Genomic DNA, 26,204 nt, shown 5'->3' with positions numbered 1-26,204 from the left:
GTAATACAAAACATATCTACAAGAAAGCAGAACCAACTCCAGAAGTAGTAACAGAATACGTTGATGAAGATGGTAAGACTATAGCTCCACAAGAAGATGGAACAAAAGACAAAAAAGATATCAAAGGATATGAATTTGTAGAAACAAAAACTGATGAAAAAGGCAATACAAAACATATCTACAAGAAGAAAACTACTCCTAGTCCATCTATAGTTACTAAATTCGTAGATGAAAATGGAAATCCTCTTGCTAAGGATGAAGATGGAAAGCAAGTTAAAAAGATATTCCTGCTTATGATTTTGTAAAGACTTACACAGATAAGGATGGAAATATTGTTCATGTTTATAAGTTTAAACAAACACCTAGTCCATCTGTAGAAACAAGATATTTTGATACTGAAGGAAATCAAATTCTCGCAGATAAAACTGGAGAAAATCCTGCATCAACTATTGAAGGTTATCAATTTGTAAGAACTGAAAAAGATGAAAAAGGTAATACCGTTCATATTTATCAAAAACTTGCACCTGTTCCAAAAGTTGAAACAAGATATGTTGATGAAAATGGAAATCAACTACTTCCTCCTAAGGAAGGAGAACAAGGTTCAGTAGCTATAGATGGTTACAACTATATAAGAACAAGTAAAGATGATAATGGTAATACCATTCACACTTACAGCAAAACACCTTTTGAAGATGTTGAAACAAGATATGTTGATACTGAAGGAAATCAAATTCTAGCTGATAAAGCTGGAGAAAATCCTGCATCAACTATAGAAGGTTATCAATTTGTAAGAACCGAAAAAGATGATAAAGGTAACATTACCCATATTTATCAAAAAACTGCTCCTACTGTAAAAGTTGAAACTAGATATATTGATGAAAATGGAAATCAACTACTTCCTCCAAAAGAAGGAACACAAAATCAAGTAAATATTGAAGGTTACGTTTATGTAAGTACAAATAATGATAATAATGGTAATACAATTCATATTTACAAGAAAGTAATTAAACCTATCGAAGATGTTGTGACTAAGTTTGTTGATGAAAATGGAAATGAAATTGCTCAAACTCAAAAAGGAAAAAATCCAAGCCAAAATATCGAAGGATATGAAATAATAACTACAAAAACTGATGACAAGGGAAATATAATCTATGTTTATAGAAAGAAACCTGATTCAACAAAAGTAGTTACTAAGTTCGTAGACGAAAAAGGTAATACTATCGCAGAAAATGAAAATGGTAAAAAAGCTAAGAAAGATATAAAAGGCTATGAGTTTGTAAAAACTGAAACAGATAAAGACGGCAATATTGTTCATATCTACAAGAAGAAAGAAAATACTTCAAAAGTAGTTACTAAATTTGTAGATGAAAAAGGAATCCAATCGAGAAAGTGAAGATGGTAAAAAAGCTAAGAAAGATATTAAAGGCTATGAGTTTGTAAAAACTGAAACAGACAAAGATGGCAATACTGTTCATATCTATAAGAAGAAATCTTCACATGCAGAAAATAAATATAAAGTAACTCACAAATTTGAATCAACTACACCAGGTAAAACTCTACCAAAAGAAATCTTAGACCTTCTTCCAAAAAATCAAGAGGGAATAGAAAATGGTACTAAAGTTTCTCCTACAAAACCTTCTAAATTAGAAGTTAAAGTAAAAGATGGTACTTGGGTATTTGAAGGATATGATAAGGAAAGTGGTACAATTGAAAATGGTGATTTAATTTTCACAGGAAAATGGAAATTTGTACCAAATACAAATTCTGTAGTAAGTGGTTCAATTGGAAGTAAAATAAAACGTGATATTAGCAAATCAAATGTTAAAACGGGTGTCGCAGGTTCTACAAATGCTATACTTGTATTAATGGGCTCTGCTTTTGCTTTATACAAAAACAGAAAGAATAAACAATAAAACATTGCTAATAAGTTTTAATAAGAAAAAAGGAATTTTATAAATTCCCAAGATAAAAAAAGACGAGGAAATTTGTTTTCTCGTCTTTTTCAATTTATTGTATTGAAAATATTTTATAAAGTTAAAAATTTATGAGTAGAATAATAGAAATATTTACATTTAATAATAGGAAAAATTTATGAAAAACAAATCAAAATCTTTAATAGCTTATTCACTTATAATCTTGCTGTTGATTTTCACATCATCAAGTCTTTCTTTAATTGGGATTTTTATGGGGAAAGTTGTAACTTCAATTTCAAATTTGAATATGGGAGAATTTAAATCGAACCTTATAAAATTATTATTTTTGGTTTTGATAAATTTTATTTCATCAAATTTAGCTTTTAGACTTAATTATAGGATGGGGATGGAAAAATTTATTGGTTTAAAAAATGAACTTTTTAAAAAGGATTTGAAAAATAATAAGGAAATAAATATTGCAAACTACACAACTAATATTGAAAATCTTTATGCCAATCGCTTTATGGTAAAAATAAATGCCATAAACCTAGCCTTGACTATGTTTTTTGCTGTAATTTCTATTATTTATATTAATTTCAAACTCCTACCTCCCCAATAGATCTTTCTGCCAAAAATATTTCTTTTTCATACGAAAATAAAAAAATAATTAATGATTTTAATTTTGATTTTTCTTATGGAAATAAGTATTTAATCAGAGGAGAATCTGGTAAGGGAAAATCAACCCTGTCAAAAATTTTATGTGGAGAAATTTCCCCTAATAAGGGAGAAATATTGCTAAATGGTGAGAGTATTAAAGATTTTGATTATAGGGATTATATCCTATATATTGACCAAAAACCAAATATAATAGACGGGAGTTTGGAAGATAATATAAATTTTTATAGAAAGAAAAGGAACAAAAAAATTGATTTATCTGTTTTTAATATAGATAAAAAATTGAGCGATAAGATAAGTAAAAACGAGGGATTATCTGGTGGAGAGATGATGAGAATAAGCATATTAAGATCTCTTATTGAAACCAGGGCAATCATGATTTACGATGAACCAACAGCAGCCCTTGATGAGAAAAATTCAAAAGAAGTTTTAGAAAAACTTCTCTCACTAGACCAAACTGTTATTATAATAACTCATAAAATTGATGAGGAAATGTTGAATAAATTTGATAAAATTATAGATATTTAGAAAAAAATTTGAAGTAAGATTTGCTAAAAGTATTTAGCAAATCTTTATTTTTTAAAAAAGGGAAAACAATACCAAAACAGGACCCGAATAGGTGTAAAAAAATCAAAATAATAGATTTCTATTATCAACTAGAATATTTAATTTAAGGGGATATAACAAAATATTAACCTGATTAAAATAATATGAAAAGAAAATTAAAATAAACCATGAAAATGTTGACATGAAAAGAAAAAACTGATATTATTTAGGTGATCTTAAGATCAATATAATTCATTTCAAGGAGGAAATAGAAATGAAGAAACTAGGTTTATTGCCAAGACTTATTATTGCAATTATTCTAGGTATTATAATCGGTCTAGTAGCACAAAAAGTTGGTGCTTTAAAGATTTTGGTTAGATTACTAATAACATTTAATGGTCTATTTGGCAACTTCTTAGGATTTGTTATTCCACTTATCATTATGGGATTTGTAATTCCTGGTATAGCAGATCTAGGAGATTCAGCAGGAAAGACACTAGCAATTACAGCAGGACTTGCGTATTTGTCAACAGTAGTATTCGGAACTATTACATATTTTGTAGGTAGCGTTGTTCTTCCAACATTTATCAAAAAGGGAGCAATTTCATTTGACCCTGATAAAAATGCAGGACACGTATTAAAGCCAATATTTGAATCCCCAATGGATCCAGTATTTTCTGTTACAACAGCACTTATTATTTCATTTATTCTAGGTGTTGGTATAGCAGCTGCAAAGGCTGACGTTCTTAAAAAAGCAGTTCATGAATTTTCTGATATTATTACTAAATTAATATCATCAGTTGTAATTCCATTATTGCCATTCCACATTTGTGGTATTTTTGCAAACATGGCTTATCAAGGAACTGTAGCAGTAGTACTTTCAGTATTTGCAAGAGTATTTATCATGGTATTAATACTCCACTACCTAACAATTACTACACAATTTACTATAGCAAGCTCAATGGCAGGCGGAAATCCATTCTCAAAAATCAAAACTATGATTCCAGCTTATATGACAGCTATAGGAACACAATCATCTGCAGCAACAATTCCAGTTACACTTAACCAAACTTATAAATTAGGTGTAAATAAGGGTATAGCAGACTTTGTAATTCCACTTTGTGCAACAATTCACTTATCAGGTTCAACAATAACACTTACATCTTGTTCTTTATCAATATTAATGCTTAATGGATCAGATGTAGGTTTCCAACATGTGTTCCCATTCATCCTAATGTTAGGAGTAACAATGGTAGCAGCACCAGGAGTACCAGGTGGAGCAGTAATGGCAGCCCTAGGTATTCTTCAATCTATGCTTGGATTTACAGAACCAATGACAGCCTTAATCATTGCCCTATATGTTGCTCAAGATTCTTTCGGAACTGCATGTAACATAACAGGTGATGCAGCTATAGCTTGCGTTGTAAATAAAATTTCAGGATTTAAATTAGATCCACAAGCTAATGCTGAATATATTGATGAACTAGTTAAGCAATAAAAAATAGAACTCTTTTGAGTTCTATTTTTGAGCTTATGATCTTAAGAAAACTTTAATAAAAAATTATTAAAAAGGAGTAATTTTTATGACAATAAAAAGAAGAAAAGTTACCATGGATGGTAACACAGCAGCGGCTCACGTATCTTATGCTTTTAGTGAAGTTTCAGCTATATATCCTATAACTCCATCTTCACCAATGCCAGAATTTATTGATAAATGGGCAGCTAACGAAAGATTAAATCTTTTCGGAAATCCAGTTTCTGTAACAGAAATGCAACATGAAGCAGGAGCAGCAGGAGCAGTACATGGTTCCCTTGCAGCAGGAGCATTAACATCTACATACACAGCAAGTCAAGGACTTTTACTTATGATTCCTGATATGTACAAAATAGCAGGAGAAAGACTTCCAGCAGTTTTCCATGTAGCAGCTCGTTCTTTATCAACATCTGCAATCAATATGTATGGTGACCACCAAGACGTTATGGCAGCAAGAGCAACAGGATTTGCTATGCTTGCAGAAGGTTCTGTTCAAGAAATTATGGACCTATCACCAGTAGCCCATCTTGCAGCTATTAAGGGAAGAGTTCCATTTGTAAATTTCTTTGATGGATTTAGAACAAGTCACGAAATTCAAAAAATCGACGTTTGGGATTATGACCAATTCGAAGATATGGTTGATTGGAAAGCTATTGACGATTTTAAAAACGATTCTCTAAATCCACACAGACCAACCATGCGTGGTGTATTTGAAAAAAGTGGATATTTCCAAAGAGCAGAAGCACAAAATAAGGCTTATGATGCTATTCCTGAAATCGTTCTTTCTTATATGGAAAAAGTAAACGAAAAAATTGGAACAAATTATTCTTTATTTAACTATGTTGGTGCTGATGATGCTACAGATATAATTGTTGCTATGGGATCAGGTACAGATACTATCCAACAAACTGTAGAAGAATTAAATAAAGAAGGTAGAAAAGTAGGACTTGTAAAAGTTCATCTTTATAGACCTTTCTCAACCAAACACTTATTAGAAGCAATTCCAGAAACAGTTGAAAGAATTGCAGTTCTTGATAGGACAAAAGAAAAAGGATCAGCAGGAGAACCATTATATTTAGATGTATTAGAAGCATTTTCAGACTCTGATAGAAATCCAAAAATAATAGCAGGAAGATATGGACTTGGACAAAAAGATACAAGACCTGCTCACTTTAAATCAGTATTTGATAATTTAGCAAAAGAAAATCCTAAAAACCACTTTACAGTTGGAATTAATGATGATGTAACTCATACATCACTTGAAGTTGATGACAGCTTTGTTATTAACGATGGAAAAACTACACGTTGTATTTTCTGGGGAAACGGTGGAGATGGAACAGTAGGAGCAAATAAATCTGCTATAAAAATTATAGGCGATAATACTGATATGTTCGCCCAAGGATATTTTGACTATGATGCCAAAAAATCCAATGGTTTAACAATGTCTCACTTAAGATTTTCACCAAACCCAATCCATGCTGCATACTTTATAGACGAAGCTGACTTTGTATCATGCTCACCACAAGCTTATGTAAGACAATACGATTTGGTTAAAAACTTAAAAGAAGGTGGAATCTTCTTATTAAATACAATTTGGTCAGAAGAAGAACTTGAAGAACACATTCCAAATTATCTTTTAAAAGAAATTGCAGATAAAAATATTAAATTCTACACAGTAAATGCTTCAAAAATAGCCCAAGAAGTAGGCCTTGGACATAGAACAAACATGGTTATCCAAACAGCTTTCTTCATTCTTTCAGAAGTTTTACCAATAGATGATGCTATAAAATACCTAAAAGATTCTATAGAAAAATCTTATGGAATGAAGGGTCAAGATATTGTTGATATGAACAACAAGGCAGTTGACCGTGCAAGTGAAGAATTACAAGAAATAAAAGTTAAAGAAGAATGGAAAAACCTAAAAGATGATAGGGAAGGCGAAAATGAAAATGAACCTGACTTTATCAAAAATATGGTTAGACCAATTATAAACCTAAAAGAAGATGACCTACCAGTTTCAACATACTTACCATACGATGATGGTCAATATATGGCAGGAACTTCTAGATATGAAAAACGTGGTATAGCTTTATTTGTTCCAGAATGGAATATAGATAATTGTATCCAATGTAACCAATGTTCATACATTTGTCCACACGCTACAATTAGACCATTCTTATTAGATGAAGAACAAAAAGCTAAGGCACCAGAAGGATTTGAAACTAAAAAAGCTATAGGCAAGGGACTTGAAGGATACGAATTTAGAATCCAAGTTTCACCATATGATTGTATGGGATGTGGAAACTGTGTTGACGTATGTCCAGCTCCAAAGAAAGCCTTAGCTATGAAACCAATAGATGAACAAATTGAAAAACAAGCAGATAATTGGGAATTTGCTCATGGTGAAGTTGGATATAGAAATGATGAGATAGCTCCAACAAATGTTAAAAATTCACAATTTAGCCAACCATTACTTGAATTCTCAGGTGCATGTGCAGGCTGTGGAGAAACACCTTACGCAAAATTAATAACCCAACTTTACGGTGACCATCAAATTATTTCAAACGCAACAGGATGTTCATCAATTTGGGGATCATCAGTTCCATCAATGCCATACTGTACAAATAAAAACGGAGAAGGTCCAGCTTGGGCATCATCCTTATTTGAAGATGCAGCAGAATATGGTTATGGTATGCTTCTTGCAACAAAATCAAATAAATTCTTACTAGAAACCCTAATGAAAAAATTCTTAGAATTAAAAGTTTCTACACCTCTTAACGATGCCTTTAACGAATGGTTAGAAAATAATGATGATTTTGAACAAAGTAAAAAAGCAGCAATAAAGATCGAATCATTAATAGCAAATGAAACTGACAATGAAGAAGCTAACAAGATTATAGAAAGAATTAAAAATCTAAAAGATTATTTAGTTAAAAAATCTGTTTGGATCTACGGTGGAGACGGATGGGCTTATGATATAGGATTTTCTGGAGTAGACCATGTTCTTGCAAGTGGCGATGACATTAATATTATCGTATTTGATACAGAAGTTTACTCAAATACAGGTGGACAATCATCAAAGGCAACTCCTCTTGCAGCTGTAGCAAAATTTGCAGCAAGTGGTAAAAAAGTTAGAAAGAAAGACCTTGGTTTAATGATGACAACTTATGGATATGTTTATGTTGCCCAAGTTGCAATGGGAGCAAACCAAGCTCAAACATTAAAAGCAATAAAAGAAGCAGAATCCTACCATGGTCCATCACTAATAATTGCCTACGCTCCATGTATTAACCACGGACTAAAAGCAGGAATGGGCAAGACTCAAAGAAGAGAAAAAGAAGCTGTAGCAAGTGGATATTGGCACTTATGGAGATTTAACCCACTTCTTAAAGAAGAAGGCAAGAATCCATTTAGCCTAGATAGTAAAGATCCTACAGAATCTTTCCAAGAATTCCTACAAGGTGAAGTAAGGTATGCTTCCCTTAAAAAAGCCTTCCCAGAAGATGCAGATAGGTTATATGCAGAAGCTGAAGAAGCTGCTAAGGAAAGATTAGAATCTTATAAAAAGATGGAAAATAAATAATAATAATAGCTACTAATTACTAAGTGTTTTAATAAACCGGGCTTTAAGTCCGGTTTATTTTTTTGGATATTAAAAATATTTTATAAAAATTTCCTAAAATAAAGCTTATTTTTATTACTTTTTTTATTCATAATTATAGTGTATAATGTTAAAACGAGGTAAAAATCAATTAGCGCCAGATCCCTTTGGGATGACGAGGAATGGAGTTATCGAAAATTCGGCGGATGCTCTATAGCTTTCACAGGCTTAGTATTTAACAAAGATAAGAAGCAATTCTTATTACAAAGAAAATAAAGTGATACCTCTAAAATTAAATATATAAGGAGGATACTATGTGCGGAATAGTATGTTACAAAGGAAATTTAGAAGCTAGAGATGTAATTGTTGAAGGTCTCGAAAGATTGGAATACAGGGGATATGATTCTGCTGGAATTTCATTAATTGATGAAGGAGTACTTTCTACAGTTAAAAAAAGTGGTAAGGTTAAAGTTTTAAAAGATGAACTTTCTAAAAATCCTATCAAGGGACATTTGGGAATTGGCCATATTAGATGGGCAACTCATGGTGGTCCTTCAGATGTAAATTCACACCCACACCTTTCAAATAATGGGAAAATTGCTGTAGTTCATAATGGAATTATTGAAAATTACAATGAATTAAAAGAAAATCTTAAAAAAGAAGGATATACTTTTAAATCAGAAACTGATACAGAAGTAATAGCAGTTTTAATTGAAAAATTCTATGAAAATGACCTATTAGATGCAGTAAGAAAAGCTAAGGCTATGCTTAGGGGATCTTATGCACTTGGAATTATTTGCCAAGACGAAGATGATAGACTTATTGTTTTAAGAGAAGAAAGTCCACTTGTTTTAGGACTTACTGATGACGGAATTCTTGCAGCAAGTGATTTACCATCAATTATTAAATATACAAAAGATGTAGTTTATCTTGAAAATGGAGACCTTGTTGATATAAAAGGAAATGAATATACTATCTATGATAGGGAAAATAAGGAAGTAGAAAGAGAAGTTTCTAAGGTTACTTTCTCATTTGAAGATGCTACAAAAGAAGGCTATGACCATTTCATGATTAAAGAAATTAATGAGCAACCAAAGGCTATTGCTGATACTATCAAATACAAGATGACAGATAGTCTTATAGATTTTAAAGAAAACGCCTTTAGCAAGGAAGAACTTGAAGGCTTTAATAAAATTTATATGGTAGCTTGTGGTACAGCCTACAATGCAGGTATTGTTGGTTCATATGCCTTTGAAAAATTTGCAAAAATTCCAGTAATCTGTGATATAGCAAGTGAGTTTAGATACAATGATCCATTTATAGATGATAAAACTTTAATAATTTTACCATCTCAATCAGGAGAAACTGCTGATACCCTTGCAGCTTTAAGACTTGCTAGAGAAAAGGGAGCAAAGACTCTTGTTTTGACAAATGTAGTTGCATCATCTCTTGATAGGGAAGCTGATAAGACAATTTATTGTTATGCAGGACCTGAAATTGCAGTAGCATCTACTAAGGCTTATACAACACAAATAATCTCATTTTATATGCTAGCCTTAGACTTTGCTAGAAAATTAGAAACAATAAGTGAAGAAGAATACAAAAATATCTTAGAAGAAATCAAGAAAATCCCAGAAAAAGTTAAGGAAATTCTTGATGATATAGAAGATATCAAAAAATATGCCCAAGAGATTAAAAACTCTGAATCAATATTTTACCTAGGACGTGGCCTAGATTATAAATCTGTAATAGAAGGTGCTTTGAAATTAAAAGAAGTTTCATATATTCACTCAGAAGCCTTTGCAGCTGGAGAATTAAAACACGGTACAATTGCCCTAATTGAAGAGGGAACACCAGTTGTTACAGTTGCAACTCAAGAAAATATTATGGAAAAGACAATTTCAAATGTAAAAGAAGTTATTTCAAGAGGAGCGAATATTTTCTCAATAGCAAGAAGTGATGACCACCTTGAAGATATTTCTCACTACACTTACAAATTACCAGAAACAATAGATGCCCTTTACCCAGTACTAGCTGTAGTTCCACAACAATTACTTGCTTATTACACATCAGATGCAAAGGGAATTGATGTAGATAAACCAAGAAATTTAGCTAAATCAGTAACAGTAGAATAACTTGCACAAAAAATTAATTACAGTATATTATTAGTGAATTTATTTTACCAAAACCATGAAGAAGCCTTAGGGCTTCTTTTTTTTGAAAATTTTTAAAAAATTTTTCACCTATCATATTATTAGCATGAGTATTTGTATGCTTTTATGAAAGTCTGAATTTTAGGGCTTTTAATTAATAATTTCACCTATAAATTTATAAAAATTAAAAAAAGTCTTGACAGAAAATTTAAAAGATAGTATTATCTAATTATCAAAGAGATTTACAAAACCAGATAAAGAGAAGAGTAGTCGTATGGATTATTGTACAGAGAACCCTGTTTTGCTGAGAAGGGTGGATAAAAAATATGATGAAGATGGTCTCAGATGGGATAGGTCGATATTTAGACTTATACGGGAACTCCCGTTATAGAGTTAGGATATGTAAGTATCTGAAGTGGCATTTTTTAGTGCAAAAAAGGTGGTAACGCGGAAAAATTTCGTCCTTATTGTAGTTTTATCTACGATAAGGACTTTTATTTTGTATAAATTTAGAAGGTAAAGGTGAGAAAATGGCAAGAAATATAAGCCCTGATGAAATAAAGGCATTAATAAAGGAGAATTTAGATTTTTCTAAAAAAATAAAAATTATTTGCATGAAAATCCAGAGCTTTCAAGCAAGGAATTTGAAACCCGTAAATTTCTCATAGACCAGTGCAAAAAACTTGGCTTAGAAATCCAAGAAGTTAAAAATTCAACAGGCTTTATAGCAATTCTTGATACAAAAAAAGAAGGAAAAATATTAGGATTAAGAACTGATATAGATGCCCTTCCAATTTTAGAAAATGATCAAAATTTAAAAAGAAAAAAGGAAGTTGTATCAAAAAATCCTGGCATAATGCATGCTTGTGGCCATGATTTTCATATGGCCCTTGCCCTAACTAGTGCAAAAATCTTAAGCCAAATTAAGGATAAGTTAGATGGGAAATTTTACTTTATCTTTGAAGAAGGCGAGGAGACAGGGGCAGGAATCCACGCTATGGTTGATCATTTAAAAAATATTAACTTTGATGCAATTTACGGAAACCATGTTAATACCGAAATAGAAACTGGAAAAATTGCCATTTCCAAAGGAAGAGTTTATGCAGGATGTGCAGGAGTTGATTTTGATGTAATTGGAAAGGGTGGTCATGGTTCAAGGCCAGACCTTTTGACCTCACCGATCAATGCCCTGGTTGCTATTATAAATAATTTAAATCAAACTTGGGCAACAAATCTTGATCCAAATGAAATTGTAACTTTGGGAATAGGATCAATAAATGCAGGTTTTGCTTCAAATGTAATTCCTGATAAGGCAAATTTGAAGGCGACCTTGAGATTTTTCAAAGATGAGGTTGGAGAAAATGCCTTGGAAAAATTAAAAAGTGTGGCAGAAAAAACTGCAAATCTTTATGATTGTAAGATTGAATTTAATGATTATACAAGGGTGGTTGCCTATCCAGTGACAAATGATGAAAAACTTGCAGACTTTGCAAGAAAATCTTTAAATGAGATCCTTCCTGATGCCTTGGTTGACCAAGAAGTTTCTTATGGGGGAGAGTCATTTTATGGATATGCAAAAATTTGCCCAACAGTTTTTGCAAAAATCGGTATAAAAAACGAAAAAGAAGGCTATGGAGCAGGTGCCCATACTGAAAAATTTGATGTAGATAATGAGGGGCTTTATTTCGGCCTAGCATCTGCCCTTAACTTTTTAATAAATTTTAGTAGGAAAGAGAGTAATAATGATTGAACTTAAAAATATAAGCGTTGACTTTGATGGTTTTAAGGCGGTTGATGGAGTAAATCTTAAAATTGAAAAGGCTGATGCCTTTGGTATTGTAGGATTTTCCGGAGCTGGTAAGTCAACTTTAGTAAGATGTATAAATCTTTTGCAAAAGCCAACAAATGGTGAGGTTTTGATAAAGGGTGAAAATCTTTTGAACCTATCTCAAAAAGATTTAAGACAAAGACGTAAAAAAATAGGAATGATTTTCCAACACTTTAATCTTTTGAATAATATTTCTGTAATTGATAATGTAATTTTTCCAATTAGAAAAGACAATATTTCAAAAGAAGAAAAAATTAAGAAGGCCAAAAAACTTTTGGACTTGGTTGGAATAGGCGATAAGGCTGATTCTTTCCCGAGAGAGCTTTCAGGTGGACAAAAACAAAGGTGTGCAATTGCAAGAGCCCTTGCATCAGATCCTGAGATTTTACTTTGTGATGAGGCAACAAGTGCCCTTGATCCAAAAACTACCAAGCAAATTTTAAAACTTCTTGGAGAAATCAAGGAAAAAATTGGCCTTACCATTGTAATTATCACCCACCAAATGGAGGTTGTAAAAGATCTTTGCAATAAGGTTGCTGTAATGCAAGATGGAAAAGTTATTGAAGAAGGCACAACCCTTGAAATTTTTTCAAATCCAAGACACAGACTTACAAAAGACTTTGTAGAAACATCTACAAATGTAAACCAAACCTTAGAAGAAGTTAAAAATAATCTGGGAGTTTTGAAAAAGGATGAATTTTTAGTAAAACTTTCCTATGTTGGAGCTTCAACCACAGAGCCTGTTATAAATGAAATTTATGAAAAATTTAAGGTAAAAACAAATGTACTGGCAGGAAATATAGAATTTATTACAAATGTTCCAGTTGGAAATCTTATAGTAACTTTTAAGGCTGAAAAAGAAAATATCGACAAGGCTATTGAATATTTGGTAGCTGGAGGAACAAATGTAGAACTTTTAGGAGATAGTAATGGGATACTTTGATTATGCACTTTCAATAAAAGATAGGATTTTTGAAGATATAGGACTTACATTTTATATGTTGATTTTATCAGCTATATTTTCAGGAATTTTTGGACTTATAATAGGAGTTATATTAGTTGTAACAAATGAAGGCGGAATTTTGGAAAATAAAAAAGTTTATAGCATTTTAGATAAAATTACCAACCTATTTCGTGCTATTCCCTTTATCATTTTACTTGCTGTAATAAGTCCTCTTACAAACTTTATAGTAGGAACAAGAATTGGACCAACAGCTGCAATAGTTCCCTTAGTTTTTTCTTGTGTACCATTTTTTGCAAAACAAGTTGAACAAGCCTTGGCAGAAGTTGATCCTGGAGTAATAGAAGCAGCAGAGGCTATGGGAAATTCTCCCTTTGAAATTATAACAGCAGTTTATTTAAGAGAAGGACTTCCTTCATTAATAAGAGCCTCATCAATAACCTTGATTTCACTTCTAGGTCTTACAGCAATGGCTGGAACAATCGGAGCTGGAGGAATAGGAAATCTAGCAATAGCAGTTGGATATAATAGGTACAAAAATGACGTTGTAATTATATCGGTAATAGTAATATTGATAATTGTATATGCCATCCAAGGCCTTGCAAATTTATTAATAAAGAAAACATCACATTAAAAGGAGAGAAAATAATGAAAAAAATTACAAAAATTGCCCTAGGCTTAGGGCTAGTACTAAGCTTAACAGCTTGTGGAAATAAGAAAGATGACACAAACTCAAACAGCAATGCTTCAAACCAAGCAAAAACAGAAGATAGGTTTGCAGATGCCAAAGAAATAAAAATTGGTGTTTGTGGAGAAAAAAATGAAGTATTAGAAGATATTGCAAAAAGATTTGAAAAAGATACAGGAAAGAAAATAAAAATAGTTTCATTTTCAGATTACAACCAGCCAAACGAGGCTTTAAAAGCAGGCGATATTGACTTAAATGCCTTCCAACACAAAAAATTCTTGGAAGATTATAACAAATCTCACAAAACTGATATAGTTGCAGTTGGAGATACCCTACTTGCCCCAATGGGAATATATTCTGACAAAATAAAAGATGTAAAAGAAATAAAAGATGGGGATAAAATTGCAATTCCAAATGATCCAACAAACGGAGCAAGAGCCCTTTTCCTACTTCAATCAGCTGGCTTAATAGAAGTTGATGGAAAAGAAGGAGACGCAATTACAGTAGCAGATATCAAAAAGAATCCAAAAAATTTAGAAATAATAGAACTTGATGCAAGCCAAACAGCAAGAAACCTTACAGAAGTTGCTGCATCAGTAATAAATTCAGGAGTAGCAGTAGATGCAGGCTTTGTTCCAACAGAAGATGCAATTTATCTTGAAGATAAGGACGATCCAGCAAAGGCAATCTATGTAAACATAATTGCAGCAAGAAAAGAAGACAAAGATTCAAAAACTGTAGAAAACTTTATTAAAAATTATTACCAAACAGACGAAACCAAAAAATTAGTAGAAAAAGAAACAAAAGGATCAGAGATTCCAGCTTGGAAATAAAAATTAAGGAGATAGAAAATGAAAAAATTAGGAAAAATAGCCCTAGGACTTGCCCTACTTGTAGGATTTAGCTCATGTGGGAACAAAGAAAATAAAAACGAAGCAAACTCAAACTCAAATACCAAAGAAAAACAAACAATAAAAATTGGTGTAGTTGGAGAATATAACGATGTATTAAATGAAGTATCAAAAAGATATGAAGAAAAAACAGGAAATAAGGTTGAACTTGTAGTATTTTCAGATTATAATCAACCAAATGAAGCCTTAGAATCTGGAGATATTGACTTAAATGCCTACCAACACAAAAAATATCTAGAAGAATACAACAAAGACCACAAAACAGACCTAGTATCAATTGGAAACACAATGCTTGCACCACTTGGAATATATTCAAAAAAATATAAATCCTTAGACGAAGTAAAAGATAATGATGAAGTAGTGATTCCAAACGATGCATCAAACGGTGCAAGAGCTCTATTCTTATTACAAGATGCAGGACTAATAAAGGTAAATGGAAAAAAAGGTGATTCAATTACAGTAACAGATGTAAAAGAAAATCCAAAAAATCTAAAAATTACAGAAGTAGATGCAAGTCAAACTGCAAGAAACCTAGACTCAGCAGCTATAGCAGTTGTAAATGATACCTTTGCCCTTGATTCAAAAATTGCAACAGAATATCCAGCCTTAAAATTTGAAGATTCAAAACCAACAGACGATAACCCATATGTAAATATAATAGTTGCAAAAAAAGATAGAAAAGATGACAAAGTTTTAAATGACTTTGTAAAAAATTATTACCAAACAGAAGAAACTGAAAAAGACTATAAAAAATTCACAGGCGGAGCATGGATTCCAGCTTGGGAAAAATAAGACCCCTTTAAAAAACTACGAGAGCTTTACTCGTAGTTTTTTAATTTGAGAAATTTTAAATAAATTAATGTATAATAATGATATGAGAATAGCAGAAATTAAAGATTTAGATGAAATTATGATAATAATAGATGACGGAAAAAAAGCTTTAAAAAAAGATGGGATTGACCAATGGCAAAACGGACTTCCTGATAGGGAGGGGATTTGTGAAAATATTATAACAGGGGAAAGTTTTGTTTATGAGGAAGGTGGGGGAATTTTATCTTTTGCTTATTTGAAAAAAACTTACGAAGAAGATTATAGGGAAATTGAAAATAATTTTAAAAAGCATGGACCTTATCTTACAATTCACAGACTTAGTGTGAAAGAAAGTGCGAAAAAAAGGGGAATAGCCAAGAAATTTTTTGACCAAATCATCTCTTACGGCAAAGATTTAAAAATGGATTCCATAAGAATTGACACCCATCCTGATAATTTTAAGATGCAAAATTTGATAAAGAAATTTTCTTTTGAAAAAGTTGGGATTTGTACGGTTGATGATAAGATAAGAAGATCAAAAAGATATGTTTATGAGCTAGTTTTATGATTAATGAAAAGCAAAATTTGATTGTAAATGATTCAAAATATCCGGCTGCAGTTCTTGCAGGTCCTGGAACTGGAAAAACTTTTACTATTGTCCAAAAAATTATTTCTTTAATAAAAAATGAGGGCCTAAGTCCTAATAAAATTCTTGTTACAACCTTTACTAAAAAGGCTGCAAATGAGCTTATAGAAAGGGTTGAGTCAGGACTTAAAAAAGAAAATATTAAAGCTGATACTTCAAATATGCTTATTGGAAATTTTCATTCCCTTGCCCTTTCTTTTTTGAAAGAATATAGGGCCTTTACAAATAAAATCTTTGATCCTTTTGTTATAGATTCAAACATTGAAGGTTATTTGCTTGAGAAAAATATGGGAATTTTTAGGGAAATTCCAAATTTTAATGAACTTATTTCCTACAATGAAGTGGGTCAGATTATGGGGATTTTTTCAAATATTACCAACAATTTGATAGATTTAAATAAGCTTAGAAACTCTTCTAATGCCAAGGATAGCTTGGCCTTAGAAGTTTATTTAAAATGGGCAGATTTTCTTGATAAGAATAATCTTATAAATTATCAATTGATCCTTAAAAATTTCTATGACCTTTTGGAAGATCCTATTTTTGGCAAAAAAATCAGAGATAGGATTGATTTTGTAATTATTGATGAATACCAAGATACCAACAAAATCCAAGAAGAAATTGCCTTTAACCTTTGTAAGGGAAAAAATCTCATGGTTTTTGGGGATGATGACCAGGCCCTTTATTCTTTTAGGGGGGCAAGCCCCAGAAATTTAAGGGAATTTGATAAATCTTGTAAGAAAAAAATGAAGGCAGATGCCAAATTTTATGAGCTTGATATAAATTATAGGTCAAACCAAGAAATTATTGATAAGTCAAGGGATTTTCTTGTAAAATCTCAGGCTTTTGATGTGGAAAAAATTAAAAACTTAAAGGCAAGTGAGAAAAATAAAAATGAAAATTCTGTGGTAAGGGCAAGGGCCAATAATTACGAAAATATTGAAAAAATAGTAAAATTTTTAAATAAAAAAATTAATTTAAATCAAATAGCCTTTTTATTTCCAAGCTTAAATAGCGACTATCCCAAATCCTTACAAACTTATTTTGAAAATCACGGGATAAATGTTTTAAATAAGTCATCAAAATTGTTTTTTAAAAGAAGAGAAATAAGGCTTTGCCTTTATGTCCTACTTTCAATTTTTTCAAAAAAACCCAAAAAACTTACAGGATCAAGCCCAGATAAGTACAAATGGGTCCAAGAAACAAATTTTAAGAAATATATAGGTGGGATTTTTGATAATAAGGAATTTGTAAAAGATGAAAAATTAAATGCCTTTATAAATGAAGAAAAATTATCCTTAGCCCAAAATAAATCCTACACTGATATTTTGTATAGGGCCTTTGGCCTTGATATATTTAGGAAAATTTTAGGTCAAAAAATGGATGACTTAAACCAGATAAGGGAGCTTTCGAATATAGGAAAATTTACATCAATTCTATCAGATTTTATAAATTTACAAGGTGATAATATTAACTATTATGAAAAATCAGTAGATTTAATTTATGGATACATTTTTTATCTTTTTAAAAATTCTTCCATAAGCGAATTTGAAAACTTCGATGTTCCAAAAGATTCGGTAATATTTTCTACAATCCATCAGGCAAAGGGACTTGAGTATGATGTGGTTTTTGTTTCAAGTTTGTATGATAAGCCAAGAAAAGATAGGGAGGCCTTTAGTCCTCAAATTGATGTAAAAAATAAAAGCGATTATTTGAAAAATTATTATAGGAAATACTACACTGCCTTTACCAGGGCAAAAAATCTCTTGGTTTTACTAGATAACTGCCAAGATCAAAGCATGATTAATTTTGCCCAAGGCCTAAAGACTTCATCAATTTTAAATTCCATAGATTTTAAATTCAAAAAAGACCATGTTAAAAAAGAAATTTTGGCCTATACAACAGATATTTCTCTCTATGATGCCTGCCCCTTAAAATATAAATTTATTAGGCTTTTAAACTATAGGAAAGAAAAAACTAAAGCTTTAGATTTTGGATCAAAAGTCCACAGTTTATCAGAATATCTTACAAACTTAAAAAAAGAAAATCTTTCTTTAGAAAAAATAAATGATTTTATAAGAGAAAATAAAGAATTTCAAAGACCAATAGAAAATTTTGTAAATAGGAATTTTCCTATAAAGAATTCGGAAATGAATATAAAACTTGACAGAAAAGATTATATACTCCAAGGAAATATTGACATAGTCCTTGAAAATGGGACCATAATAGATATTAAAACTGGAAAAATTAATAATTTATCTTCATACAAAAACCAGCTCCTTACTTACTACAACTTGTTGGTATATAATAATAAAAAAGTTGATAGGATGTTTTTATATTTTATAGAAGAAGATGAGCTAATAGAAGTTGAAAAATCGGATTTTGATATGGAATATATAGATAGGATAGGAAAAAATATAGTAGAAAAAAATATAGAAATAAGGACCGATGATAAAGGTAAGTGTAGATATTGTCCTATGGCTTATTTTTGTAAAAGAACTTGAATAAGCTCTACTATGTAATACAATGTTCTTAGGTGATAAAATGAAATCTCAAATGTTAAAGGGAGTTATCGAAGGGGTAATTCTAAAAATTATAAAAGATAAAGAAACATACGGATATGAAATAGTGGAAACTTTAAGGTTAAATGGTTTTTACAATATGACAGAGTCAACAGTTTATCCTATTTTGCAAAGACTATCAAAAAAAGGACTTATATTTTCATCAAAAGAAAAATCCAAGGTTGGACCAAAAAGAAAATATTATTATATAACTCCAAAGGGGGAGGAATATTTGATAGATTTTTCAAAAGATTTTTTGGAGCTTGAAGAAAATGTAAGAAATATTTTAGGAGTAAAAAATGATAATGAGAGTAGATAAGATGATTGGAAATGCCAATCTTGATACAAGAAAAAATATAAAAAGAAATGCAAAAAAAGGTGAGCTAATAATAAATGGTCAAATTGTAAAAGATTCATCAGTAAAAGTTGACCCAAATTTGGATGAGGTTATATATATGGGTGAGCTTGTAGATTATTTTGATAATATTTATATAATGATGAACAAAAGAGAAGGGCTTATTTGCCAATCAAACGAACTTGATGGGACAGTAATGAGCGATTTAGATGAATTTTATTTAAATTTGGACCTTGCTATAGCAGGACGACTTGATAAAGATACCACAGGACTTTTATTATTATCAACAGATGGAAAATTTATCCATAAGGTTATAAGTCCAAACTCCCATATATGGAAAAAATATGAGGTTGAAACATCCAAAAAAATAGACCCATCCTTAGTTGAAAATTTTAAAGATGGAGTATATATTAAAGAAGATGACTATTATGCAAGAAGTGCAAAACTTGATATAATAGGAGAGAAAAAAGCCTATGTATATGTTACAGAAGGCAAATTTCATTTAGTAAAAAGATTATTTTCAAACAATGACAATGAAGTTATAAAATTAAAAAGACTCGCTATAGGAGATTTAGAATTAGACCAAAGCCTAAACCCAGGTCAATATAGGGAACTTAGCGAGGAAGAAAAAAATTTATTTATAAAAGATTAACACAGAAAAATAATTTGTGTTAAGGAGAAAATATGTACGAAAATCATATAAAATTTATATTGGACAAAATTTTAGCTGTATTTGCCCTAATCTTTTTAAGTCCAATAATTCTTATCACAGCAATAATAATAAAAATAAAAGAGCCCAAGGCTCCTGTCCTATTTATCCAAGAAAGATCAGGAAGAAATAGAAAACCATTTAGATGTTATAAATTTAGGTCCATGAGAACAACAGCTCCCCAAAACGCCTCAACATGGGAGCTTGAACATCCTGAAAATTACATAACACCTTTTGGTAGCTTTATTAGAAAAACATCAATAGATGAAATTCCACAAATATATAATATCTTAAAAGGAGATATGTCCTTTGTAGGCCCAAGACCTGTAATATTAAAAGAAGAAAAACTTTTAGATTTAAGAGAAGAATATGGTGCTTGTGGGGTAAAACCAGGCATAACAGGCCTTGCTCAAATTTCAGGAAGAGATGACCTACCCCCAAGACAAAAGGCTAAAATGGATGGACTTTACGCAAAAAATATAAACTTTGTAGATGATATAAAATTATTTTTAAAAACAATACCTGCTGTAATATTTGGAGAAGGAATAAGAGAAGGAAAAAGAAGCGAAGAAGACTTTAAATAAAAAGATGGAAATCCATCTCAGAACGTAGACAAATCCTCAAGCACGAATATCTAACTCCAAAAATTGTTGATTTTTAAATTTTAAAATTCTAAAATCGCAAACTCGCTAACGCTCGAACAGTGCGATTTTTGACAAATTTTCAAATTTGAAATCAAATCAATTTTTTTCGTATGATATTCTTAGCATGAGGATTTGTATACTTTGTTAACAGTCTGAGATGGAAATCCATCTTTTTTATTTTGTAAAAATATTAGAAAAAACTTATGAAATTGTTTGCATAATAAAAATTAATATGATAAAATAAAAATGTAATAAATATATTTGGAGAAGCGAGCACTTATTTTATACATAGGTCTCGCTTTGTGTATTTGGAGGAAAAATGATAGATATTATAGACTTGCTTTTAGAAAATCCATGTATTATGGCAATAAAGGATAATACGGATTTAAAAGAGTGTTTAAAAGATGAATACGAAAACAACAAGGTGGTTTTTGTTTTGTATGGGAGCATTGAATCAATACCAGCCATTGTTGAAAAATTAAAAGATCGTGATAAGGTTGTATTTGTTCACGAAGACCTTATTGAGGGGCTTTCCTCATCATCTTTGTCATCATCATTTATCAAAAAATACACAAATGCCGATGGAATTATTACAACAAGAAGTCAAAATGCAGCTTATGCAAGAAGGATAGGACTTTTAGCTATACTAAGGTTTTTCGTCCTTGATTCCTTATCCTATAATAATGTAAAAGAAACATTAAAAAAGGCAAATTGCGATCTTGTTGAAATACTTCCCGGTATTATGCCAAAAATTCTAGATGATATAGAAAAAAGAACATCTATTCCTCTTATTGCCGGAGGGCTAGTTAGGGATAAAAAAGATGTTTTTGATGCCCTAAATTCAAAGGCAGTTGCTGTATCATCATCAAATTATAATGTTTGGAAAATGTAAAAGGAGTTTGTATGACAAAGTATATAATGGCGCTAGATGCTGGAACTACAAGTAACAGAGCAATTTTATTTAATAAAAAAGGTGAAATAATGTCTGTTGCTCAAAAAGAATTTACTCAATTTTTCCCACATCCTGGCTGGGTTGAACATGATGCTACAGAAATTTGGTCAACTCAACTTGGAGTTTGTACAGAAGCAATTGCAAAATTAGGTATCGAAGCTAAAGATATTGAAGCTATAGGAATTACAAATCAAAGAGAGACAACAATAGTTTGGGAAAAAGCTACAGGTAAGCCTGTATACAATGCAATCGTTTGGCAATGTAGAAGAACTGCTGACATGGCAGATAAATTAGTGGAAGATGGTTATAGAGAAACTATCCAAAATAAAACAGGTCTTGTAGTTGACCCATATTTTTCAGCAACAAAAATAAGATGGATACTTGACCATATTGAAAATGGACAAGAAAGAGCAGAAAATGGAGAATTATTATTCGGTACTGTTGACACTTGGTTAGTTTATAATTTAACTCGTGGAAAAGTTCACGTAACAGACTACACAAACGCTTCAAGAACTATGATTTTTAATATCCATACTCTTGAATGGGATTACGAACTTCTTGAAATTTTAAATATTCCAAAATGTATGTTACCAGAAGTTAAACCATCAAGTTGTGTTTATGGAAATACTTTTGCAGGATATTTTGATGGTGAAATTCCTATAGCAGGAATGGCAGGTGACCAACAAGCAGCTTTATTTGGACAAACATGCTTTAACAAAGGTGATGCAAAAAATACTTACGGAACAGGTGCTTTCTTACTTATGAATACAGGTGAAGATGCAGTTAAATCTGATAACGGCCTTGTAACAACAATAGCTTGGGGACTTGAAGAAGGAAAAGTAAATTATGCTCTTGAAGGTTCAATCTTTGTTGCAGGTTCTGCTATCCAATGGTTAAGAGACCAATTAAGAATTGTAGATGCTGCTGATGATACAGAATATATGGCTACAAAAGTTGACGATACAAATGGATGTTATGTAGTTCCAGCTTTCACAGGCCTTGGTGCTCCATATTGGGATGCTTATGCAAGAGGAGCAATCGTAGGACTTACAAGAGGAACAAGCAAATACCATATAGTAAGAGCAACTCTTGAATCACTTGCATATTTAACAAATGACGTTTTAGATGCAATGGCAAAAGATTCTGGTGCACCACTTAAAGAATTAAAAGTAGATGGTGGAGCAAGTGCAAATAATTTCTTGATGCAATTCCAAGCAGATATGATTCAAACAAAGGTAGAAAGACCAGAAACTTTAGAAACAACAGCTCTAGGTGCATGTTATTTGGCAGGTCTTGCAGTAGGTTTCTATAAAGATCTTGAAGAAATTAAAGAAAATAGACTTGTAGATAAAGAATTTAATCCAGAAATTTCTGTTGAAGAAAGAGATAAAAAAGATAGAAACTGGCAAAGAGCTATGCAAAGAGCATTTGGTTGGGCAAACCATTTTGAAGAATAATTTTACAAATTATAAAATTTGTACTATAATATAGTTAACAAGTAAATAAAGCGATGAGAAAGCGAGTTGAAGTAAGCCCTACTTTAGCTTGCTTTTTTTTCATTTAAATTTAGAGTGAAAGGAAAAAATATGTTTGATGCAATAATTATAGGAGCAGGAGTAACAGGTACATCTGTAGCCTACCAACTATCAAAGAGAAAAGGAAATTTCTTAGTTTTAGAAAAAAATGAAGATGTATGTACAGAAACATCAAAGGCAAATTCTGCAATTTGCCACGGTGGTTATGATGCAAAACCAGGCACAATGAAGGCAAAAATGAATGTAAGAGGAAATCATATGATGGAAGAGGAAGCAAAAAAATTATCTTTCCCTTACAAGAAAATTGGAACTTTTGTTCTTTGCCACAGCGAAGAAGATATGCCAAAATTACAAGCCCTTTATGATCAAGGAATTGAAAATGGCGTTTCTGGAATGGAAATTTTAAAAAGAGATAAAATCTTAGAAATGGAACCAAATATAACAGATGACGTAGTTGCAGCCCTTTATTCAAAAGAGGCAGGAATTGTAGATCCATTTTTAATGAACATAGCCTTTGCAGAAGTTTCTAACATAAATGGGGTTGATTATAAATTTAATGAAAAAGTAGTAAAAACAGAAAAAAAAGATGGTTATTGGGAAGTTACTACTGAAAATAATACATATAAGACAAAGGCCATAATAAATGCTGCAGGAATTTATGCAGATGAAATTCACAACCAAGTTTCAGATGAAAAATATGAAATCAAGGCAAGACGTGGAGAATATTTACTATTAGATAAGGATACAAAGGGTTTTGTAAACCATGTAATGTTTAACCTTCCAACAGAAAAAGGTAAGGGAATTCTTGTAACACCAACAATAGATGAAAATACTCTAGTAGGTCCTACATCTGACTTTATAGATGATAAACATGATAGACGTTCAACAAGAGAACACTTAGAAGAAGTTATTGAAAAATCAAATCATACAGTTAAAAACGTTCCTGTAAGAATGGTAATAACATCATTTTCAGGAAACAGAGCCCACGAAGTTGGTGGAGATTTTATCTTAAAAGAAAGCCTTGATGGATTTTTTGACTGTGTAGGAATTGAGTCTCCTGGTTTAACATCAGCACCAGCTATTGGCGAATACATGGCAAATCTTGTAGATGAAAAATTAAACTTAGAAGAAAATAAAGATTTTACCTATGATAGGAAACCAACACCAAAAACAAGTGAATTAAGTTTAGAAGAACATGACGAATTAATCAAAAAAGATAAGAGATATGGAAAAATTATTTGTAGGTGTGAATCTATAACAGAAGGTGAAATTGTTGATGCAATAAATCGTCCACTTGGAGCAAGAACTGTTGATGGAGTAAAAAGAAGAGTAAGAGCCACAGCAGGAAGATGCCAAGGAGGTTTCTGCCTACCAAGAGTTATGGAAATTATTGCAAGAGAAACTGGTGTAAATTATGACGATGTAGTAAAAAATGGAAAAGATTCTTACTACATAAAAGGACATGTAAAGTAAGGAGCATTTGAGATGAAAAATTATGATTTAGTAGTAATAGGTGGAGGTCCTGCAGGACTTGGAGCTGCTGCTCGTGCCTATGATGAAGGAATTAAAAATATATTAGTAGTTGAAAGAGACGAAATGCTTGGTGGAATTTTAAACCAATGTATCCATAACGGATTTGGTCTTCACAGATTCAAAGAAGAACTTACAGGTCCTGAATATGCTCAAAGATTTATAGATGAAGTTGAAAAAAGAGATATAGACGTATTATTAAATACAATAGTAGTAGATTTTGCAAACGATAAAACTATTACTTTGATGAACGAAGAAAACGGAATGTTTACAATAAAACCAAAGGCAGTAATTCTTGCTATGGGTTGTAGAGAAAGACCAAGAGGAGCCCTAAATATTCCAGGAAGTAGACCTGCAGGAGTATATTCAGCAGGAACAGCTCAAAGAATGATAAATCTTGAAGGCTATATGCCAGGTAAAAAAGTAGTAATCTTAGGATCTGGTGATATAGGATTGATTATGGCAAGAAGAATGACCCTAGAAGGTGCTGACGTTCAATGTGTTGCTGAAATTATGCCATTTTCCGGAGGACTAAAAAGAAATATAGTTCAATGTTTGGACGATTTTGATATTCCACTTTATTTTAATACAACAATCTCATCAATAGAAGGAGATGAAAGAGTAACTGGATGTACACTTTCAAAAGTTGATGAAAATATGAAAGTAATACCAGGAACAGAAAAACACTTTGACTGCGATACAATCTTGCTTTCTGTAGGACTTTTACCAGAAAACGAACTAACCAAACAAGCTCACATAGAAATGGATCCAAAAACAAAAGGAGCTATCGTTTCTGATAGGCTAATGACAAATGTGGATGGAGTATTTGCAGCAGGAAATGTATTACACGTTCATGACTTGGTAGATTATGTAACAGAAGAAAGTGAACTTGCAGCAAAAAATGCAGCAGATTATATAAAAGATAAATTCCAAAAATCTCAAACAGATCCAATATACTTAAAAGCTGGAGATGGAATATCTTATACCCTTCCACAATATATAAATCCAGATACTATGCAAGATGAAGCAATAATAAGATTTAGGGTAAACAATGTCTACCAAAACAGAGTCTTAAAAATGTATGTAGATGGAAAAGAAGTTACAAAGAAAAGAAAATTAGTATATGCTCCAGGTGAAATGGAAAATTTAATACTAAAGAAAAAAGATATAGATGAAAATGCAAAAGAAATAGAAATAAAATTGGAGGAAATATGAAAAAAGAATTAACCTGCATAAATTGTCCTCTAGGTTGCCTTGTAACAGTAACAATGGATGAAGATGGAAATGTAGAAAATGTAACAGGTAATACTTGTAAAAGAGGAGAAGTTTACGCAAGAAACGAAGTGAAAAATCCAGTAAGAGTAGTAACTTCTACAGTAAAAGTTGATGGTGGAAAAGAATACTCAGTTTCAGTAAAAACTGCCGATGCAATTCCAAAAAATAAAATGAACGAAGCCATGGATGAAATAAATAAGGCTAAAATAAAAGCTCCAGTTCATGTTGGAGATGTAGTTATAGAAAATATAGCAGAAACAGGAATTTCTCTAATAGCTACAGCAAATAGAAAATAAAATAAAAAAGATTGAAATCTCAAGCTTAGGCTTGAGATTTTTTTAGTTAACAAATCATTTTTCCTAAAGCTAGAAAAAGTGTAT

General features: G+C 31.4%; 23 protein-coding genes, 1 pseudogene and 1 other annotated feature. All 24 genes and pseudogenes read left to right on the top strand.

Features of this window, described 5'->3' with window-relative positions:
* Positions 1–14: 14 nt before the first annotated feature.
* Positions 15–991, top strand: a pseudogene (locus ANHYDRO_RS11460) (MucBP domain-containing protein); the annotation flags it as partial.
* A gap of 33 nt (positions 992–1,024) precedes the next feature.
* A complete protein-coding gene (locus ANHYDRO_RS05370; RefSeq protein WP_004814371.1) occupies positions 1,025–1,393 on the top strand; it encodes a MucBP domain-containing protein in 369 nt (122 codons plus the stop codon).
* Positions 1,365–1,913, top strand: a complete 549-nt coding sequence (locus ANHYDRO_RS05365) for an SHIRT domain-containing protein (protein WP_004814370.1) — start codon at positions 1,365–1,367, stop codon at positions 1,911–1,913. Before ANHYDRO_RS05370 ends, ANHYDRO_RS05365 begins: the two co-directional genes overlap by 29 nt.
* 178 nt (positions 1,914–2,091) lie before the next feature.
* Entirely contained in the window at positions 2,092–2,532 is a 441-nt protein-coding gene (locus tag ANHYDRO_RS05360; RefSeq protein WP_039914157.1) for a hypothetical protein, read from the top strand.
* Complete coding sequence (locus tag ANHYDRO_RS05355; RefSeq protein ID WP_081449345.1) at positions 2,529–3,116, top strand: ABC transporter ATP-binding protein; 588 nt, start codon at positions 2,529–2,531, stop codon at positions 3,114–3,116. The genes ANHYDRO_RS05360 and ANHYDRO_RS05355 overlap by 4 nt, the downstream gene beginning before the upstream one ends.
* 292 nt (positions 3,117–3,408) lie before the next feature.
* A complete protein-coding gene (locus tag ANHYDRO_RS05350; protein ID WP_004814366.1) occupies positions 3,409–4,632 on the top strand; it encodes a dicarboxylate/amino acid:cation symporter in 1,224 nt (407 codons plus the stop codon).
* A gap of 85 nt (positions 4,633–4,717) precedes the next feature.
* Positions 4,718–8,251, top strand: coding sequence for a pyruvate:ferredoxin (flavodoxin) oxidoreductase (nifJ, locus tag ANHYDRO_RS05345; RefSeq protein WP_004814365.1), 3,534 nt, complete (start codon positions 4,718–4,720; stop codon positions 8,249–8,251).
* A 332-nt stretch (positions 8,252–8,583) separates the two neighbouring features.
* Positions 8,584–10,404, top strand: a complete 1,821-nt coding sequence (gene glmS / locus ANHYDRO_RS05340) for a glutamine--fructose-6-phosphate transaminase (isomerizing) (RefSeq protein WP_004814364.1) — start codon at positions 8,584–8,586, stop codon at positions 10,402–10,404.
* A 263-nt stretch (positions 10,405–10,667) separates the two neighbouring features.
* Positions 10,668–10,891 (top strand) — a binding site (T-box leader).
* 61 nt (positions 10,892–10,952) lie between these two features.
* Positions 10,953–11,090, top strand: coding sequence for a hypothetical protein (locus ANHYDRO_RS09990; protein ID WP_162010670.1), 138 nt, complete (start codon positions 10,953–10,955; stop codon positions 11,088–11,090).
* Positions 11,033–12,172, top strand: coding sequence for an amidohydrolase (locus tag ANHYDRO_RS05335; RefSeq protein WP_004814363.1), 1,140 nt, complete (start codon positions 11,033–11,035; stop codon positions 12,170–12,172). The genes ANHYDRO_RS09990 and ANHYDRO_RS05335 overlap by 58 nt, the downstream gene beginning before the upstream one ends.
* A complete protein-coding gene (locus ANHYDRO_RS05330; protein ID WP_004814361.1) occupies positions 12,165–13,193 on the top strand; it encodes a methionine ABC transporter ATP-binding protein in 1,029 nt (342 codons plus the stop codon). The genes ANHYDRO_RS05335 and ANHYDRO_RS05330 overlap by 8 nt, the downstream gene beginning before the upstream one ends.
* Positions 13,180–13,845 carry a methionine ABC transporter permease gene (locus ANHYDRO_RS05325; protein WP_004814360.1) on the top strand — a complete coding sequence of 222 codons (666 nt, stop codon included), beginning with the start codon at positions 13,180–13,182 and terminating at the stop codon, positions 13,843–13,845. Before ANHYDRO_RS05330 ends, ANHYDRO_RS05325 begins: the two co-directional genes overlap by 14 nt.
* A 14-nt stretch (positions 13,846–13,859) precedes the next feature.
* Complete coding sequence (locus ANHYDRO_RS05320; RefSeq protein ID WP_004814359.1) at positions 13,860–14,732, top strand: MetQ/NlpA family ABC transporter substrate-binding protein; 873 nt, start codon at positions 13,860–13,862, stop codon at positions 14,730–14,732.
* An 18-nt stretch (positions 14,733–14,750) separates the two neighbouring features.
* Complete coding sequence (locus ANHYDRO_RS05315) at positions 14,751–15,602, top strand: MetQ/NlpA family ABC transporter substrate-binding protein (RefSeq protein WP_004814358.1); 852 nt, start codon at positions 14,751–14,753, stop codon at positions 15,600–15,602.
* A gap of 67 nt (positions 15,603–15,669) precedes the next feature.
* Positions 15,670–16,188, top strand: a complete 519-nt coding sequence (locus ANHYDRO_RS05310; RefSeq protein WP_004814357.1) for a GNAT family N-acetyltransferase — start codon at positions 15,670–15,672, stop codon at positions 16,186–16,188.
* Complete coding sequence (locus ANHYDRO_RS05305) at positions 16,185–18,767, top strand: ATP-dependent DNA helicase (RefSeq protein WP_004814356.1); 2,583 nt, start codon at positions 16,185–16,187, stop codon at positions 18,765–18,767. Before ANHYDRO_RS05310 ends, ANHYDRO_RS05305 begins: the two co-directional genes overlap by 4 nt.
* 40 nt (positions 18,768–18,807) lie before the next feature.
* Positions 18,808–19,143 (top strand): PadR family transcriptional regulator, encoded by a 336-nt coding sequence (locus ANHYDRO_RS05300; protein ID WP_004817003.1) that lies wholly within the window; start codon positions 18,808–18,810, stop codon positions 19,141–19,143.
* A complete protein-coding gene (locus tag ANHYDRO_RS05295) occupies positions 19,124–19,831 on the top strand; it encodes a pseudouridine synthase (RefSeq protein ID WP_004814354.1) in 708 nt (235 codons plus the stop codon). The genes ANHYDRO_RS05300 and ANHYDRO_RS05295 overlap by 20 nt, the downstream gene beginning before the upstream one ends.
* A 32-nt stretch (positions 19,832–19,863) precedes the next feature.
* A complete protein-coding gene (locus ANHYDRO_RS05290) occupies positions 19,864–20,472 on the top strand; it encodes a sugar transferase (RefSeq protein ID WP_004814353.1) in 609 nt (202 codons plus the stop codon).
* Between the two features lie 379 nt (positions 20,473–20,851).
* Positions 20,852–21,424, top strand: a complete 573-nt coding sequence (locus tag ANHYDRO_RS05285; RefSeq protein WP_004814352.1) for a glycerol-3-phosphate responsive antiterminator — start codon at positions 20,852–20,854, stop codon at positions 21,422–21,424.
* 11 nt (positions 21,425–21,435) lie between these two features.
* The gene (glpK, locus tag ANHYDRO_RS05280; RefSeq protein WP_039914151.1) at positions 21,436–22,941 is read left to right on the top strand and encodes a glycerol kinase GlpK; all 1,506 of its coding nucleotides are present in this window, start codon (positions 21,436–21,438) and stop codon (positions 22,939–22,941) included.
* A 129-nt stretch (positions 22,942–23,070) separates the two neighbouring features.
* The gene (locus tag ANHYDRO_RS05275) at positions 23,071–24,492 is read left to right on the top strand and encodes an NAD(P)/FAD-dependent oxidoreductase (protein WP_039914150.1); all 1,422 of its coding nucleotides are present in this window, start codon (positions 23,071–23,073) and stop codon (positions 24,490–24,492) included.
* Positions 24,493–24,504: 12 nt separating this feature from the next.
* The gene (locus tag ANHYDRO_RS05270; protein ID WP_004814349.1) at positions 24,505–25,764 is read left to right on the top strand and encodes an NAD(P)/FAD-dependent oxidoreductase; all 1,260 of its coding nucleotides are present in this window, start codon (positions 24,505–24,507) and stop codon (positions 25,762–25,764) included.
* The gene (locus ANHYDRO_RS05265) at positions 25,761–26,120 is read left to right on the top strand and encodes a DUF1667 domain-containing protein (RefSeq protein ID WP_004814348.1); all 360 of its coding nucleotides are present in this window, start codon (positions 25,761–25,763) and stop codon (positions 26,118–26,120) included. Before ANHYDRO_RS05270 ends, ANHYDRO_RS05265 begins: the two co-directional genes overlap by 4 nt.
* Positions 26,121–26,204 lie beyond the last annotated feature (84 nt).

The organism is Anaerococcus hydrogenalis DSM 7454 (assembly GCF_000173355.1).
GTDB lineage: Bacteria > Bacillota > Clostridia > Tissierellales > Peptoniphilaceae > Anaerococcus > Anaerococcus hydrogenalis.
This window is presented reverse-complemented; position numbering and strand designations above follow the sequence as displayed.

Bases quoted from the DNA above. Each gene is read 5' to 3' on its own strand.
- ANHYDRO_RS05365 (WP_004814370.1), top strand. From the start codon at position 1,365: ATGAAAAAGGAATCCAATCGAGAAAGTGAAGATGGTAAAAAAGCTAAG.
- ANHYDRO_RS05360 (WP_039914157.1), top strand. From the start codon at position 2,092: ATGAAAAACAAATCAAAATCTTTAATAGCTTATTCACTTATAATCTTG.
- ANHYDRO_RS05350 (WP_004814366.1), top strand. From the start codon at position 3,409: ATGAAGAAACTAGGTTTATTGCCAAGACTTATTATTGCAATTATTCTA.
- nifJ (WP_004814365.1), top strand. From the start codon at position 4,718: ATGACAATAAAAAGAAGAAAAGTTACCATGGATGGTAACACAGCAGCG.
- glmS (WP_004814364.1), top strand. From the start codon at position 8,584: ATGTGCGGAATAGTATGTTACAAAGGAAATTTAGAAGCTAGAGATGTA.
- ANHYDRO_RS09990 (WP_162010670.1), top strand. From the start codon at position 10,953: ATGGCAAGAAATATAAGCCCTGATGAAATAAAGGCATTAATAAAGGAG.
- ANHYDRO_RS05330 (WP_004814361.1), top strand. From the start codon at position 12,165: ATGATTGAACTTAAAAATATAAGCGTTGACTTTGATGGTTTTAAGGCG.
- ANHYDRO_RS05325 (WP_004814360.1), top strand. From the start codon at position 13,180: ATGGGATACTTTGATTATGCACTTTCAATAAAAGATAGGATTTTTGAA.
- ANHYDRO_RS05320 (WP_004814359.1), top strand. From the start codon at position 13,860: ATGAAAAAAATTACAAAAATTGCCCTAGGCTTAGGGCTAGTACTAAGC.
- ANHYDRO_RS05315 (WP_004814358.1), top strand. From the start codon at position 14,751: ATGAAAAAATTAGGAAAAATAGCCCTAGGACTTGCCCTACTTGTAGGA.
- ANHYDRO_RS05310 (WP_004814357.1), top strand. From the start codon at position 15,670: ATGTATAATAATGATATGAGAATAGCAGAAATTAAAGATTTAGATGAA.
- ANHYDRO_RS05305 (WP_004814356.1), top strand. From the start codon at position 16,185: ATGATTAATGAAAAGCAAAATTTGATTGTAAATGATTCAAAATATCCG.
- ANHYDRO_RS05300 (WP_004817003.1), top strand. From the start codon at position 18,808: ATGAAATCTCAAATGTTAAAGGGAGTTATCGAAGGGGTAATTCTAAAA.
- ANHYDRO_RS05295 (WP_004814354.1), top strand. From the start codon at position 19,124: ATGATAATGAGAGTAGATAAGATGATTGGAAATGCCAATCTTGATACA.
- ANHYDRO_RS05290 (WP_004814353.1), top strand. From the start codon at position 19,864: ATGTACGAAAATCATATAAAATTTATATTGGACAAAATTTTAGCTGTA.
- ANHYDRO_RS05285 (WP_004814352.1), top strand. From the start codon at position 20,852: ATGATAGATATTATAGACTTGCTTTTAGAAAATCCATGTATTATGGCA.
- glpK (WP_039914151.1), top strand. From the start codon at position 21,436: ATGACAAAGTATATAATGGCGCTAGATGCTGGAACTACAAGTAACAGA.
- ANHYDRO_RS05275 (WP_039914150.1), top strand. From the start codon at position 23,071: ATGTTTGATGCAATAATTATAGGAGCAGGAGTAACAGGTACATCTGTA.
- ANHYDRO_RS05270 (WP_004814349.1), top strand. From the start codon at position 24,505: ATGAAAAATTATGATTTAGTAGTAATAGGTGGAGGTCCTGCAGGACTT.
- ANHYDRO_RS05265 (WP_004814348.1), top strand. From the start codon at position 25,761: ATGAAAAAAGAATTAACCTGCATAAATTGTCCTCTAGGTTGCCTTGTA.